General features: G+C 74.3%; 13 protein-coding genes, 1 pseudogene and 1 riboswitch. Of the genes and pseudogenes, 7 read left to right on the top strand and 7 right to left on the bottom strand.

Going from position 1 to position 14,783, the window contains the following annotated elements; genetic code table 11:
- Positions 1–31: 31 nt before the first annotated feature.
- Positions 32–97, top strand: a riboswitch (guanidine-III (ykkC-III) riboswitch).
- Between the two features lie 67 nt (positions 98–164).
- Together V6U77_RS21780 and V6U77_RS21775 are read left to right on the top strand one after the other, a co-directional pair.
- On the top strand, positions 165–479 hold the full coding sequence (locus V6U77_RS21780) for a DMT family transporter (RefSeq protein ID WP_334608356.1): 315 nt from the start codon (positions 165–167) through the stop codon (positions 477–479).
- A gap of 89 nt (positions 480–568) precedes the next feature.
- Positions 569–814, top strand: a complete 246-nt coding sequence (locus V6U77_RS21775; RefSeq protein ID WP_334608355.1) for a hypothetical protein — start codon at positions 569–571, stop codon at positions 812–814.
- Positions 815–957: 143 nt separating this feature from the next.
- Here the strand turns inward: V6U77_RS21775 and V6U77_RS21770 are convergent, their stop codons facing one another.
- Positions 958–3,405 carry an FtsK/SpoIIIE family DNA translocase gene (locus tag V6U77_RS21770; RefSeq protein ID WP_334608354.1) on the bottom strand — a complete coding sequence of 816 codons (2,448 nt, stop codon included), beginning with the start codon at positions 3,403–3,405 and terminating at the stop codon, positions 958–960.
- A 114-nt stretch (positions 3,406–3,519) separates the two neighbouring features.
- Between V6U77_RS21770 and V6U77_RS21765 the strand changes: the two genes are divergently transcribed.
- Together V6U77_RS21765 and V6U77_RS21760 are read left to right on the top strand one after the other, a co-directional pair.
- A complete protein-coding gene (locus tag V6U77_RS21765; protein ID WP_334608352.1) occupies positions 3,520–3,999 on the top strand; it encodes a YbjN domain-containing protein in 480 nt (159 codons plus the stop codon).
- The gene (locus V6U77_RS21760; protein WP_334608350.1) at positions 3,996–5,645 is read left to right on the top strand and encodes a YbjN domain-containing protein; all 1,650 of its coding nucleotides are present in this window, start codon (positions 3,996–3,998) and stop codon (positions 5,643–5,645) included. Before V6U77_RS21765 ends, V6U77_RS21760 begins: the two co-directional genes overlap by 4 nt.
- Before the next feature lie 72 nt (positions 5,646–5,717).
- Here the strand turns inward: V6U77_RS21760 and V6U77_RS21755 are convergent, their stop codons facing one another.
- From V6U77_RS21755 to V6U77_RS21735, 5 genes are all read right to left on the bottom strand, one after another.
- Positions 5,718–7,406, bottom strand: a complete 1,689-nt coding sequence (locus tag V6U77_RS21755; protein WP_334608348.1) for a ribonuclease J — start codon at positions 7,404–7,406, stop codon at positions 5,718–5,720.
- Between the two features lie 52 nt (positions 7,407–7,458).
- The gene (gene dapA / locus V6U77_RS21750) at positions 7,459–8,385 is read right to left on the bottom strand and encodes a 4-hydroxy-tetrahydrodipicolinate synthase (RefSeq protein WP_334608346.1); all 927 of its coding nucleotides are present in this window, start codon (positions 8,383–8,385) and stop codon (positions 7,459–7,461) included.
- Positions 8,386–8,431: 46 nt separating this feature from the next.
- A complete protein-coding gene (thyX, locus tag V6U77_RS21745; RefSeq protein WP_334608379.1) occupies positions 8,432–9,175 on the bottom strand; it encodes an FAD-dependent thymidylate synthase in 744 nt (247 codons plus the stop codon).
- Between the two features lie 591 nt (positions 9,176–9,766).
- Positions 9,767–10,423, bottom strand: a complete 657-nt coding sequence (locus tag V6U77_RS21740) for a DUF2752 domain-containing protein (RefSeq protein WP_442934477.1) — start codon at positions 10,421–10,423, stop codon at positions 9,767–9,769.
- A complete protein-coding gene (locus V6U77_RS21735; protein ID WP_334608342.1) occupies positions 10,420–11,649 on the bottom strand; it encodes a winged helix-turn-helix domain-containing protein in 1,230 nt (409 codons plus the stop codon). The genes V6U77_RS21740 and V6U77_RS21735 overlap by 4 nt, the downstream gene beginning before the upstream one ends.
- Positions 11,650–11,727: 78 nt before the next feature.
- Between V6U77_RS21735 and V6U77_RS21730 the strand changes: the two genes are divergently transcribed.
- Complete coding sequence (locus tag V6U77_RS21730) at positions 11,728–12,279, top strand: GNAT family N-acetyltransferase (RefSeq protein ID WP_334608341.1); 552 nt, start codon at positions 11,728–11,730, stop codon at positions 12,277–12,279.
- Here V6U77_RS21730 and V6U77_RS21725 read toward each other — a convergent pair.
- Positions 12,178–13,488, bottom strand: a complete 1,311-nt coding sequence (locus V6U77_RS21725) for a glycosyltransferase 87 family protein (RefSeq protein ID WP_442934476.1) — start codon at positions 13,486–13,488, stop codon at positions 12,178–12,180. The genes V6U77_RS21730 and V6U77_RS21725 overlap by 102 nt on opposite strands.
- A 32-nt stretch (positions 13,489–13,520) precedes the next feature.
- On the opposite strand from V6U77_RS21725, the pseudogene V6U77_RS21720 reads away from it, so the two are divergent.
- A pseudogene (locus tag V6U77_RS21720) lies at positions 13,521–14,108 on the top strand (GNAT family N-acetyltransferase); the annotation flags it as partial.
- Positions 14,109–14,398: 290 nt separating this feature from the next.
- Positions 14,399–14,779: a VOC family protein gene (locus V6U77_RS21715; RefSeq protein ID WP_334608337.1), complete on the top strand. Its 381-nt coding sequence runs from the start codon at positions 14,399–14,401 to the stop codon at positions 14,777–14,779.
- Positions 14,780–14,783 lie beyond the last annotated feature (4 nt).

The following is a 14,783-nucleotide window of genomic DNA, read 5'->3' as shown; positions in this document are numbered from 1 at the left end:
GGGACACCGCCCGGGGCGGTGCTACCGTCGGTCGTGGCGGCCCCAGGTCGCCCCGGACGAGTGGTGGGCGTACCCGGTCAGGCCAAGACGCCCCGCGTGTGTGTTGCCGAGCCCACTCGTCCCGGCCCCCGGCGGTCCGGGCGCCGACACGGAGGTGTTCCCCCATGGCCTGGATCGTGCTGGTGGTCTCCGGACTTCTCGAGACCGCGTGGGCGGTCTCCCTCGACCGCAGCGCCGGCTTCACCCGGCTCGTACCGTCGCTGGTCTTCGTGGTGACCCTGGTGCTCAGCATGGCCGGCCTGGCGTACGCGCTGCGCGAGATCCCGGTCGGCACCGGCTACGTCGTCTGGGTCGGCATCGGGGCGGTCGGCACCGCCCTGGTCGGGATGCTCGCGCTGAACGAGCCGGCGAGCCTGCCCCGAATCGCCTGCCTGCTGCTGGTGGTCGCCGGCGTCGTCGGCCTGAAGGTCTTCCACTGACACGGTGTCCGCGGGCCGAGGCGTGACGGGCGACCACAGTGGGTAGAGCTGTGCCTGGCACCGGAAGGCTCTCACCCACGGAGGCAGACATGGCCAACATGCACTCGACCGCCCGCCCACGCACCAACGCCGCCCGCATCTGCACGATCGTGGCGTTCGTCTTCGCGGTCCTCGCGCTCCTGCTCAACCCGCTCATCTTCGGCGTGATCGGGCTGGTCCTGGGCATCGTCGGCGCCGTGCTCGGCGACAAGCCGCTCGGCTGGTACGCCGCCGCCGCCAACGTGGCCGCCATCGTGGTCAGCCTGCTGATCATCAACGCGCTCGTCAACAACTGACCCACCGCTCCCCCGGCGGAGACCGGGCCCGCCGGCGTGCCGGCGGGCCCGTCGCGTGTGTCGTGAGCCCAGGCGGGGCGAGCGTGGACACGGTGCAGCAATGCTCCCTCCCGGCCCGGTCGGACGACGTACGGCCGACGGCCTCACTCGCCGCCGCGCAGGCCGAGCAGGACCTCCTCCAGCTCGTCCGGCTTGACCAGCACGTCGCGGGCCTTGGACCCCTCGGACGGGCCGACCACGCCCCGGGTCTCCATGAGGTCCATCAGCCGGCCCGCCTTGGCGAAGCCGACCCGCAGCTTGCGCTGGAGCATCGAGGTCGAGCCGAACTGCGAGGTGACCACCAGCTCGACCGCCTGGACCAGCAGGTCCAGGTCGTCGCCGATCTCCTCGTCGACCTTCTTCTTGCCGGTGTCGGGCGCGGCGAGCACGTCGGGGCGGAACTCCGGCTCGCGCTGGTCCTTGCAGAACTTCACCACGTCGGCGATCTCGCGCTCGGTCACCCAGGCGCCCTGGATCCGGACCGGCTTCGAGGCGCCCATCGGCAGGAACAGCCCGTCGCCGCGGCCCAGCAGCTTCTCCGCGCCCGGCTGGTCGAGGATGACCCGCGAATCGGCCAGCGAGGAGGTGGCGAACGCCAGCCGGGACGGCACGTTGGCCTTGATCAGGCCGGTGACCACGTCGACCGACGGGCGCTGGGTGGCCAGCACCAGGTGGATGCCGGCGGCGCGGGCGAGCTGGGTGATCCGGACGACCGAGTCCTCCACGTCGCGGGGGGCCACCATCATCAGGTCGGCCAGCTCGTCCACGATCACCAGCAGGTACGGGTAGGGGCGCATCTCCCGCTCGCTGCCCGGCGGCGCCTTGATCTCGCCGTTGCGCACCTTGCGGTTGAAGTCGTCGATGTGCCGGACCCCGTTGGCCGCGAGGTCGTCGTAGCGCATGTCCATCTCGCGGACGACCCACTCCAGCGAGTCGGCCGCCTTCTTGGCGTTGGTCACGATCGGCGTGACCAGGTGCGGGATACCCTCGTAGCCGGTCATCTCGACCCGCTTCGGGTCGATCAGCAGCAGCCGCACCTCGTCCGGGGTGGCCCGGGTGAGAATGGACACCAGCAGCGAGTTCAGGCAGGACGACTTGCCCGCGCCGGTCGCGCCCGCGATCAGGATGTGCGGCATCTTGGCGAGGTTGGCCACCACGTAGCCGCCCTCGATGTCCTTGCCGAGCGCCACCACCATCGGGTGGTGGTCGCTGGTGGCGGCCCGCGAACGCAGCACGTCGCCGAGCGCCACGTTCTCCGGGTCGGTGTTCGGGATCTCCACGCCGACCGCGCTCTTGCCCGGGATCGGGCTGAGGATCCGCACGTCCGGCGACTTCACCGCGTAGGCGATGTTGCGGGAGAGCTGGGTGATCCGCTCGACCTTGACGCCCGGACCCAGCTCCACCTCGTAACGGGTGACCGTCGGCCCGCGGGTGAACCCGGTCACGGCGGCGTCCACGCCGAACTGCTCGAAGACGCCGGTCAGCGCGACGATCACCTCGTCGTTGGCCTTGCTCCGGGACTTCGGGGCCGCCCCGCCGCCGAGCATGTTCGCCGGCGGCAGCGTGTAGTCGCCCGCCAGGCCGGTCAGCGCGAGCTGCTCGGCCCGGGTCGGGGCGGGCGAGTGCTCCGGCGGCTCGGCCGGCTTGCGGCTGGCCGGGACTCGGCCCGGGGGCTTGCGCGGCAGGACCAGGGTGTCCTGCATGTCCACCCCGTCGAGGTCCTCGTCGAACTCCGCCGGGTCGAGCGGCGGCGGGGCCGCCCGCTTCGCCGGGCGCCTGCGGGGCGCCGGCTTCGCGGGCGCCTCGTCCTCCTCCTCCTGCCCGACCGGCGGGGCGATCCGGGTGCCGAACAGCAGGCCGAGCCGCTCCGGCACCTTCATGATCGGGGTCGCGGTCACCACCAGCAGACCGAAGACCAGCAGCAGGACCAGCAGCGGCACGGCCACCCAGGCGGTGACCGCCCGCTCCATCAGGCTGCCGACGCCCGCGCCGACCAGGCCGCCGGCGAAGTCGCGCTGGCCCGCGTCCGCCGGATCCTGTCCGATGTGCAGCATCGCGGCGGTGGCGACCAGCATGGACGTCCAGCCGACCAGGCCGCGGCCGCGGTGCTCGGGGTCGACGGGCTCACGCATCAGCCGCCAGGCGCCGATCATCAGCAGCACCGGCACCACGACCGAGATCGCCCCGAGGAAGAGCCGGAAGGTGTCGGCCAGCCGCGCGCCGACCGGGCCGGCCCCGGAGAACCAGAGGGCCACCGCGCTGAGCAGGGCGAGGCCGAAGACCAGCAGGCCCGCGCCGTCACGGCGCTGCTCCGGGTCGAGCCCCCGGGCGGAACCGGCCTGCCGGAACGCCCAGCCGACGCCGTGCGCCATCCCCATCCACAGTGCGCGGACCGCCTGCCCGACGATCGGGCCCGGGCCGGGCCGGGCCGCCGGCCGCCGCCGGGGCGCCGCCCGGCCGGCCTTCTTCGCCGGCTGACGGGCACGACTGTTCGTGGTGCCACGCGGCGACGCGCCGCGCCGCCGGCTCGCCTGATTGGTACGGCCCGCCATAGCATCAACCTAATGGCGTGACCCGGCAGATCGCCGCCTTTCCGGGTCGTGTCCGCGTGTCGCAGCGCGGGCCCCGCCGCGTCGCGTGATATCTGCCTCAGAAGGGATGCCCCCATGGCGTCGCCGGGAACCGAGGACGGCCGGGAGGCCCCCCTGACCGGACACCCGGGGGCGCTGGAACCGCTCACCGGCGAGCTGATCGCCGCCGTGCTGGCCAGCCGGGGATACCGCGTCGAGACCGACGCCGACGGCGACCTGGTCGGCCGCTGGGACGACAGCCTGATCTGGTTCCTGCGCCCCGGCACCGCCGGAGAGCTGCTCCAGGTCCGCACCCTGACCGCGCCGACGTTCCCGATCGAGTACGTGCCGGCGCTGCACGCGTTCTGCAACGCCTGGAACCACGACCGGCTCTGGCCGAAGGCGTTCGTGCACGTCGAGGACGACGGGCGGGCCCGCGTCTGCGGCGAGGTCATCACCGACCTGGAACGCGGCGTCACCGCACACCAGCTCGACCAGCTCCTCGACTGCGGCATCGCCACCGGCTGCCAGCTCGCCACCGAGGTGGCCCGGCTGCCGGGCGGGGTGGTGGCGTGACGGACCGGAGCGGGGACCTGGCGGGTCGCGGCCTCGACCCGTTCGGGTTGCCCGGCTGGTGGAGCGGGCTGCGGCGCGGGGGCCGGCAGCCCGACCCCGCGCTGGCCGGCGCGCTCGCCGACGCTCGCGACTCGCCCGACGGCGAGGCCCGCAGCACCGAGCTGGAGCGGATCGCCGCGCACGCCGACGCCACGGGTGACGACCGGACGGCGCTGGCGGCCCGCTTCACGCTGATCGAGGCGTGCCTCCTGCACGGGGAGCGGTGGCGGTCGGTCGAGCCCGTGCGCCGCTGCCTCGCCACCGCCGAGCGCCGCCCCGACCTGCTCGCGGCAGACCGGGCCGAGGCGCTGCGTCGTTACCAGCGGCACGCGGTCGAGGCCCTGCTCGGCTCCCCCCGGGTAGGGCTGGACCAGGCACGGGCCATGCTGGACGACCTCGCCACGCGTGCCGCCGACGATCCGGCGGCGGTCGCCGAGCTGCGCTGCCGCGTCGCCGACCACCTCGGCGACGAGCCCACCGCCCGACGGTGGTACGAGCGCTGGTCGACGGCCGGTCCGGGACCGGTCGGCGGCTGCCCGGACTGCGCGGCGGCCCGACGGGCCGAACTGCTCGCCGGCTGGGGCGACCACCCGGCCGCGCTGGCCGCGCTGCGAAACGTCCCGGCCGGGACCGTCGACTGCACCGAGCAGCCGGAACGGACGCTGGCCGCCGGGCTGCTGTCCTGGCTACGGGCCGGGGAGCCGGAGCGGGCGGCCGAGGCGCACGTGCGGGCGTACCGGCGGCACCGGCGGGAGCGGGCCGCCTTCCCGCTGCTCGCCGCGCACCTGCGGTGGTGTGCGCTGGCCGGACACCCCGCCCGGGGCCTCGACGTCCTCGCCGAGCAGCTGCCCCGGCTGGACCGGCCGCACGACGACCTGTCCGCGATGGAGTTCGCCGCCGCCGGGGCGCTGGTCTGTGCCCTCGCCGTCGAGGCGGGGCTCGGCGGGCGCACGGTGCACCGCCCGGCGTACGGGGTGCGCCCGGCCGCCGACCTCGACGTGGCCACGCTGGGCGCCACCCTGCTCGGGGTGGCCACCGCGCTGGCCGGCAGCTTCGACGCCCGCAACGGCACCGGTCACCAGTCCGGCCGGATCGCGTCCTGGCTGGCCGAGCGGCCGGCCGCCGCGCCGGTGCCCCTGCCGCCCGACGACGACCCGGACGACGACGCCGACGACCTGCCCCACGAGGAGCCGCCGGACGGGGAGCCGCGCCCGCTGAGCCTGGCGATGATCACCGCCGTCCTGGACCGGCGCGGGGACCGGTACGCCGTGGACGAGCGCGGCGCCGTCACGGGCCGGTGGGGCGAGGCGCTGATCCAGTTCCGGCGCGTCGGCGAGCGGGGCGAGATCCTCCAGGCCCGGTCCGTGGCGAGCCGCCGGCTGCCGGCCGAGCGGCTCGTCGAGGCGTACGCCTTCTGCAACGCCTGGAACCACGACCGGTTGCTGCCGAAGGCGTACGTGCACGAGGGGGAGGGTGAGCTGCTGCTGGCCGGCCACGTCGCCACCGACCTGGCGCACGGGGTGGCCCCCGACCAGCTCAGGGTCCTGCTCGACGCGGCCGTGGAGACCGGCGTGGCGTACGCCGAGGCGGTGGCCGCGCTGCCCTGACCCTTCACGGCCGGACCTACGGCGACGCCCGCCGGCACACGGGGTGCGGGCGGGCGTCGCGGCGGCGCGGGGTCAGACCTCGACGACGGTGGGGACGATCATGGGCCGCCGCCGGTACGCGTCGTTCACCCACCGTCCCACGGTGCGCCGGACGATCTGCTGGAGCTGGTGCGGGTCGGTGATGCCGTCGGAGGCGGCCCGGTTCAGGGCCTCGGTGACCAGCGGGATCACCGGGTTGAACGCCTCCGGGTCCTCCGAGAAGCCCTTCGCCGACAGGGTCGGGCCGCCCACCACCTTGCCGGTCACCGAGTCGACCACCACGGTGGTGGCGATGAACCCGCCGTCGCCGAGGATCCGGCGCTCGGTGAGCAGCGACTCGCTGACGTCGCCGACGGCGAGGCCGTCGACGTAGACGTAGCGGCTCTTCACGTGCCCGACGAGGCTGGCCCGGCCCTCGACGAGGTCGACGACGTCGCCGTCCTCGCAGAGCACCACCCGGTCGGGGGCGACGCCGGACTCGATGCCGAGGCGCGCGTGCGCGCGCAGGTGCCGCCACTCGCCGTGCACCGGCATCAGGTTGCTCGGTCGGACCACGTTGAGCAGGTAGAGCAGCTCACCGGCGGGCGCGTGGCCGGAGACGTGCACCTTGGCCACGTCCTTGTGCACCACCACGGCGCCGGCCCGGGCCAGCCGGTTGATCACCCGGTAGACCGAGGTCTCGTTGCCGGGCACCAGCGACGAGGCGAGCACCACCGTGTCGCCGGGGGCGATGGTGATGTGCCGGTGGTCGCCGCTGGCCATCCGGCCCAGGGCGCTCATCGGCTCGCCCTGCGAACCGGTGGACATCAGCACGATCTGCTCGGGCGGCATGTTCGTCGCCTCTTCGATCCCGACGACCAGCCCGGCCGGGATGTTGAGCAGCCCCAGGTCCCGGGCGATGCCCATGTTGCGGACCATGGAGCGGCCGATCAGGGCGACCTTGCGGCCGTGCTCGGCGGCGGAGTCGAAGACCTGCTGCACCCGGTGCACGTGCGACGCGAACGACGCGACGATGATCCGGCCCTTGGCCTTCGCGAAGATCGAGTCGAGCACCGGCCCGATCTCCCGCTCGGGCGTGACGAAGCCGGGGATCTCCGCGTTGGTGGAGTCCGAGAGCAGCAGGTCCACGCCCTCGGCGCCAAGCCGGGCGAACCCGGCCAGGTCGGTGATGCGGCCGTCCAGCGGAAGCTGGTCCATCTTGAAGTCGCCGGTGTGCAGCACCAGGCCGGCGGGGGTGCGGATGGCCACCGCGAGCGCGTCGGGGATCGAGTGGTTGACCGCGAAGAACTCGCACTCGAACGGGCCGAGCCGTTCCCGGCCCCCCTCCCGCACGGTCAGCGTGTAGGGCTGGATCCGCCGCTCGGCGAGCTTCGCCTCGACCAGGGCGAGGGTGAACTGGGAGCCGACCAGCGGGATGTCGGGCTTGTGCGCGAGCAGGTACGGCACCGCGCCGATGTGGTCCTCGTGACCGTGGGTCAGCACGATCGCCTGGACGTCGTCGAGCCGGTCCAGGATCGGACCGAAGTCGGGCAGGATCAGGTCGACCCCGGGCTGCTCGACGTCGGGGAAGAGCACCCCGCAGTCGACCACCAGCAGCTTGCCGTCGTACTCGAAGACGGTCATGTTGCGACCGATGGCGCCGAGCCCGCCGAGCGGGATGACCCGCAGCCCACCCTCCGGCAGCGGCGGGGGCAGTTCCGTCTCGAAGTGCGCCTCGGTCACGCGTCCACCTCATTCTGCGACGCCGTCACTCGGCGTCCGTCGTGTGATCTGGTCATTCGGGCAGTTCCACGCCCGCCGCCGCGCTGTCCGCGCGGAGCTGGGCGATCTCGTCGTCGGTCGCGTCCACCAGCGGCGAACGCACCGGTCCGGCGGGCTTCCCGGCGGCCGCCAGGCCCGCCTTCACCAGGATCACGCCCTGGGTACGGAAGATGCCGGTGAACAGCGGCAGCAGCCGCCGGTGCAGGCTCAGCGCGGTGGCGGTGTCCCCCGCGTCGTACGCCTCGATCATCTGCTTGGTGAGCACGCCGGTGAAGTGGGTCGAGGTGCCGACCACGCCGACGCCGCCCACGGCCAGCGACGGCAGGGTCAGCGAGTCCTCTCCGCTGTAGACGGCGAGGTTCGTCCGGCTGGTGACCCAGCTCGTGGCGGTCAGGTCGCCCTTGGCGTCCTTCACCGCGACGATCCGGGCGTGTTCGGCCAGGCGCACGATCGTCTCGGTGGCGATCGGCACGCCCGCCCGGTGCGGGATGTCGTAGAGCATCACCGGCAGGCCGGTGGCGTCCGCGACCGCGGTGAAGTGCCGCAGCAGCCCGCTCTGCGGTGGCTTGTTGTAGTAGGGGGTGACCACGAGCAGACCGTGCGCGCCCGCCTTCTCGGCGGCCACGGAGAGCTCGATGGTGTGGCGGGTGTCGTTGGTGCCGACCCCGGCCACGACCTTGGCGCGGTCGCCGACGGCCTCCACCACGGCCCGGATCAGCTGTTCCTTCTCCGCCTCGGTGGTGGTCGGCGACTCGCCGGTGGTGCCGTTGACCACCAGCGCATCGTTGCCCTGCTCGTCGACCAGGTAGCTGGCGAGCTGCGCGGCGCCGTCGAGGTCGAGCGAGCCGTCGGCGGTGAACGGCGTCACCATGGCCGTGAGCACTCGCCCGAAGGGGCGGGACACCGCCCGGGTGGGCGTGTCAGGGTGGTCGTGCGTCATGCCACCAACCTAGCGGACGACCACCGACGCCCCGCCGGGGAAGGGCTCAGGACAGCTCTGCGTGCGGGCTGGCGGCCACCTCGGTGCCGTCGGGCAGGGCCGAGATGACGAAGTCGGCGAAGACGTTCGGGGCGACGCCCTGGAGCTGCCGCAGGCATTCCACCGCCAGCTCGCGGATCTCCACGTCGGCGTGCTCCGTGGCGCGCATGGCGACGAAGTGCCGCCAGGCCCGGTAGTTGCCGGTGACCACGATGCGGGTCTCGGTGGCGTTGGGCAGCACCGCGCGGGCCGCCTGGCGCGCCTGCTTGCGCCGCAGCGTGGCGTTCTCCACGTCGGCGAAACGCCGCTCCAACCCCTCCAGCAGCTCGTTGTACGCGCGCACGCTCGCCTCGGCGGCCTCCACGAACCTCTTGTGCAGCTCCGGGTCGTCGGCGATCACCGAGGGCTCGACCATGGCGGCGTCGCGCTCCGGCACGTACCGCTGGGAGAGCTGGGAGTACGAGAAGTGCCGGTGCCGGATCAGCTCGTGCGTGAAGGAGCGGGACACCCCGCTGAAGTAGAAGCTGACCGAGCCGTGCTCCAGCACGCTCAGGTGGCCGACCTCCAGGATGTGCGCGAGGTAGCCCGCGTTGGTGGCGGTGGCCGGGTTCGGCTTCTTCCAGCTCTGGTAGCAGGCCCGGCCGGCGAACTCCGCCAGTGCCTGGCCGCCCTCGGCGTCGGTCGACCACGGCACCTCTTCGGGTGCCTCGAAGTGGGTCCACGCGACGAGCTTGACCTGGGGCTGCACCATCTCCGGCATTCCTGGGACTGTAGTGGCGTCGCCCCGGCCCGCCCAAGCCAGGCTCGCCGGGTGCAATGTCGGTCACCGGCGGCCGGATCGCGGTCGCCCGACGAAGTGAGCGGGGGTGACGGCAGGTTCGTGCGTGCCCTTTCGAGCTGAGTCGGCTACGACATCGCGCGCGCTGGCGGCGGACGTGGGCGGCCGGCGGCACGACGCCACGCGGGCGGCCGGCGGCGGGACCCCCACGCGGGCAGCCGGCCGGAGGACCTCCGCGCCGGCGGGACGCGCACCGGTCGCACGCGCACGCGCCGGCGTGCGCGACCGGCACGGCTGCCCCCGACGTACGCCGGACGGGCTCATCGCCGCCGGGACGCCGGACGGGCTCATCGCCCGCGGCCTCCCTCCGTGGCCCCACGGAAGGGAGGCCGCGGCTGCTGATGTCGTAGACGATTCAGCTCGAAAGGGCGCGTGTGGCGGTTGGTCACCGGGCGGACGGACGGCAGGTTCGTAGGCGCGACCGGCCGGCGGAGACGCGGACGTCGGACCAGGCGCCACCGCCCAGCGGCAGGCACAGACGTCGGGCTCGGCGCGGGGCGAGGGTCAGACGTAGAGGGAGGTGAACGGTGCCCAGGGGAGGTTGCGCAGGATCGTGAAGGCCAGCCAGGAGGCCAGGAAGACGCCGATCACCCGGGAGCTGATCCGCAGCTCGGGCAGGCGCCAACCGAACGCCTGCCGGCCCGCCCAGGCGACGAAGAGGTACGCCAGGAAGGGCAGCGCGAAGACGAAGAGGAAGTGGTGCCGGGCGGCGGCCGGCAGGTCGGCGTGCAGCACGTACCAGAGTGCGCGGGTGCCGCCGCAGCCCGGGCAGTCCAGCCCGGTGGTGAGCTTGAGCAGACAGGTCGGCGCGGCGTCGGGCGCCGAGCGGGTGGGGTCGCTGATCAGCGCGTAGCCGATGCCGGCGGCGACGCAGCCGAGCGCGGCCAGCGGCACCGCCCAGCGCGGGGAACGCTCGTAGAGGCGGACGACGAAGCGGGTGAGCCGGTCCGGCTCGGCGACGGGATAGGCAGCCGCCCCCGGATAGGGCGAGCCCGGGTGGGGTGCCCCGGGGTGGGGCGAGCCCGGGTGGGGCGGAGCCTGGTCCGTGGGCCATCCGCCAGTCGGTGCGGCCGGGTCCGCCGGGCGCGGGGCGTCGAGCCCACCCGTCTGCTGCGGATGCGACGGGGAGGCCGGTCCGTCAACGCTCGTCACGTCGCTCACCGTACACCGGCCACGCCCACCAGCGCGGCGGCCAGCGGGCCGGCCAGGTCGCCGGCGGCGGGCGGGGCCACCGCGTCCAGGCCCAGCCAACCGGCGAGGCGGTGCAGCTCGGCGGCGAGCGCCAGCGCGGTCTCCCCCCGGTCGACGCCCGGCTCGCCCCAGGCGGCCGGCACCAGCAGCACGCCGGCCTTCCGGTCGGCCTTCAGGTCGACCCGGGCCGTGAACCGCTCCCCCTGCAGGAAGGGCAGCACGTAGTAGCCGTGCACCCGCTGCGGGGCCGGCACGTAGATCTCGATGCGGTAGTTGAAGTCGAAGAGCCGCTCGGTGCGGGCCCGCTCCCAGACCAGCGGGTCGAACGGGCTGACCAGCGTGTGGTGGCGCACCCAGCGGGGCAGCCGCGCCCCGGCGTGCAGCCAGGCGGGCCGCCGCCAGCCCTGCACGGCGACCGGCAGCAGCTCGCCCGCCTCGACCAGGTCGGCGATGGCCTGCCGGGCGCCCGCCACCGGCAGCCGGAAGTAGTCGCGCAGCTCCGGCTCGGCGGCCACCCCGAGCGATCGCGCGGCGATGCCCACCAGCGCGCGGTGCGCGTCCGCGTCGGTCGGCGTGGGCGCGTCGAGCACCTCGGCCGGCAGCACCCGCTCCGGCAGGTCGTAGCGGCGGGCGAACGACGTGGTGCGGTCGGCGGTGGTGACCTCCCCCGCCCAGAAGAGGAACTCCAGCGCCCGCTTCACCGCGGACCAGTTCCACCCCCAGTTTCCGGTCTCCCGCGGGGCGTCGTGCTCGATCTCGGCGGCCGTGAGCGGACCCCGGGCGGCCACCTCGTCGCGGACCCAGGCCACCAGGTCGGGCTGCTCCTGGGCGATGCGCCGCATCCCGCCCCAGGCCTCCGAGCGGGCCCGCGCCATCCGCCAGCGCAACACCGGGTGCAGCCCGACGGGCACCAGCGACGCCTCGTGTCCCCAGTATTCGAACAGCTCCCGGGGGCGGCGGTAGGCGGCGGTGTCCAGCAGCGCGGTCGGGTAGGGCCCGAGCCGGCTGTAGAGCGGCAGGTAGTGCGCCCGTTGCAGCACGTTGACCGAGTCCATCTGGATCAGCCCGACCCGGTCGAGGACCCGGCGCAGGTGCCGGCGGGTGGGCGCGCCGCCGGGTGCGGGGTCGGCGAAGCCCTGGGCGGCGAGCGCCACCCGGCGGGCCTGGGCGAGCGAGAGCGATTCCGGTGCGGCCATCGTCGGGCACCCTAATCCACGGGTACGACACGGGCGCGGACGCTGGACCGATCGCCCGCCGGGGCATAGAACGGACGCATGCTCACGATCCGCCGCGAGGAGCCCGACGACGCCGAGGCGGTCGCCCGCGTGCACATCCACGGCTGGCAGGCCGGCTACGCCGGGATCATGCCGGACGAGGTGCTGCGGCGGCTGAACGTCACGGCCTGGGCGCAGCGCCGTCGGGACCTCGGCACGGCCGACCCGGAGCACCCCTTCACCACCCTGCTCGCCGAGGACGACGGGGCGCTGACCGGGTTCGCCACGTTCGGTCCGTACCGCAACAACCAGGACCGGGGCGACCTCGACGCCGCGCACGGCGAGGTGGTGGCGGTGTACGTGGAGCCAACCCGCTGGGGCGACGGCACGGCGCGGGCGCTGCTGGCGGCGGCGCGGGCCGGGCTGGTCGCGCGGGGCTTGTCCGACTACCGGCTCTGGGTGCTGGAGGCCAACCACCGGGCCCGCCGGTTCTGCGAGCGGGCCGGGCTGTCACCGGACGGTGAGCGGTCGACCTATCCGGTGCCGTTGGCCGGCGGACGCCCGCCGGTCGGGCTCGTCGAGCTGCGGTACACCGGGCGCCTCGACGGCTGACCCGGCCGGCGTCGCCCTGCGGCGGCTGACCCGGCCCGCGTCGCCCCAGCGACGGATGGGCAGGAACGCCAGCAGCGCCAGGCTGATCCAGACGTAGGTGTTGCTGCCGAGGAAGCCGTCGAGGCCGGTGAAGTCCTTCTCCCAGGCCCAGACAATCCGGCTGATCAGGAAGCCGTACCCGACGATCGCGGCGCCCAGCAGGACGCGGCGCCGGCGGCCGCCGGCGGGCGCCGCCATCCCGTTGTCCACCAGCAGGATCAGCGCCGGCAGCAGCCAGACCAGGTGGTGCACCCAGGTGACCGGGCTGACCAGGCACATCACCGCGCCGGTCAGCGCCAGGCCGGTCGCCTCGTCGCCGGCCGCCACGGCGGCCCGGGAGCGCCAGGCCCACAACGCCAGCGTGGCGAGCACCAGCGCCAGCCAGGCCAGGGTGCTCGGGTGTTCGGGATTCAGCCGGGCGACCACGCCGCGCAGCGACTGGTTGGAGACGAACGCCAGCTCACCCACCCGGCCGGTGTTCCACAGCGCCTCCGTCCAGAACTCCCGTGAGGCGTCGGGGAAGAGCGCGGCGGCCAGCAGCGTCGTGCCCGCCGCGGCGGCCATCGAGGTGGCCGCTGCCCGCCAGCGGCGGGTGACCAGCAGGTAGACGATGAAGACGCCCGGGGTCAGCTTGATCGAGGTGGCCAGGCCGATGCCCACGCCGGCCCACCGGTTGCCGGCCGGCAGCAGCCGGAGCAGGTCGACCGCGACCAGGAAGAGCAGCAGCATGTTGACCTGGCCGAAGTTGACCGTCTCGCGCATCGGCTCGTACGCGGCGGCCAGGCAGAGCGCCACGACGAGGGCGAACCAGCGGGTCCAGCCGGAGCGGCGGGAGATCGGGTCGACCAGCCACCAGAACAGCACGGCGGTGACCACCACGCTGGCGGCCACGCTGACCGCGATCGCCGCCGACCACGGCAGGTACGCCATCGGCAGCATGACCAGGGCCGCGAAGGGCGGATAGGTGAAGCCGTACTGGGTGCCGGGCTTGAGGAAGTCGTAGATCTCCCCGCCGTCGTGCACCCACCAGGTCAGCGCGCCGTAGTAGACCTTCAGGTCGAAGAAGCCGTGCCGGACGGCCGCGACGGACAGGAAGGCGGCCACCGCGACGACGAGCGCGACGACGCCGACGACCTGCGGGACCGCCCGTCGGGGACCCTGCGCCACCATCGCCTCCCTGGCCCTGCGTAGGCTTGCGTCCCATGGCTCTCGGGTACGTCCGCCCGGCGCGTCCGGAAGACGCCGGCGAGATCGCACGCATCCAACTCGCGACCTGGCGGGTCGCCTATCGCCGGATCCTGCCCCGGCACGTGCTCGACAACCTGGACGAGGCGTGGCTCGCCCGGCGGTGGAGCGCGGCCGTGCAGGAGCCGCCCTCCGGCGCCCATCGGGTGCTGGTCGCCGTCGAACAGGCCGAGCAATCCTATCTGGTGGGGTTCGCCGCCTCCGGTCCGGCCGACGCGGAGGCACTCGCGCCGGGTGAGCCGGCGGAGGTCCTCGGGCCGGACGTCGCCGCGGTGACGGACCTGCTGGTGGAGCCGCGCTGGGGCCGGCGGGGGCACGGCAGCCGGCTGCTCGCCGCCACCGTCGACCTGTGGCGTGCCGACGGGTTCACCCGCGCGCTGGCCTGGGCCTTCGACGGCGACGCGGCGACCCGCAAGTTCCTCACCAGCACCGGCTGGGAGCCCGACGGGGCGGCTCGCGCCCTGGACGTGGAGGACATGCTCGTCGGGCAGGTGCGCCTGCACGTGGCGGTGCCCGCGGACGCGGACCCGGCGGACGCGACGCCCGCCGAGGCGACGCTGCCGGACCTGCCGCCGGGCGAGTCGCCGCCGGCACCGGCGACGCCCGGGGACTGACCGGGCCGGGTGTTGTCCCGGGCCCGCAGCGGCGCACCGGGCCGGGGGTCCCTGCACCGCGCCGCCTGGCGCTCCGGCGCCGAGGTGCCCGGCGTTCCGCGCCGCGCCGCCTGGCGCTCCGGGGCGGAGGTGCGTCGCGTTCCGCCGGACACTGTCGGGGGCGTCGCCTACGGTGACTCCATGGTCGCGGTGACGGCGTCCACCACAGGGAGGCATCGGGCATGTTCACGGACACGAGGGCGTGGAGCAGTTTCGCGGTGGACGACACCGGGCAGGCCGAGCGGTTCTACACCGACACGCTCGGGCTGCGGGTGTCACGCGACGACGCCATGGGCGGCCTGCTGACGCTGCACCTGGCCGGTGGCCGGGACGTCATGGTCTATCCGAAGGCGGACCACACCCCGGCGGCCTACACGGTGCTCAACTTCCCCGTCGACGACGTCGACCGGGCCGTCGACGAGCTGACCGCGCGCGGGGTCCGGTTCGCGCGCTACCCCGGGATGCCCCAGGACGAGCGGGGCGTCATGCGCGACAACGGGCCGACCATCGCGTGGTTCACCGACCCGGCCGGCAACATCCTGTCGGTGATCGAGGAGGGCTGACCCG

The sequence above is a fragment of the Micromonospora sp. CPCC 205546 genome, assembly GCF_036902715.1.
GTDB lineage: Bacteria > Actinomycetota > Actinomycetes > Mycobacteriales > Micromonosporaceae > Micromonospora.
This window is presented reverse-complemented; position numbering and strand designations above follow the sequence as displayed.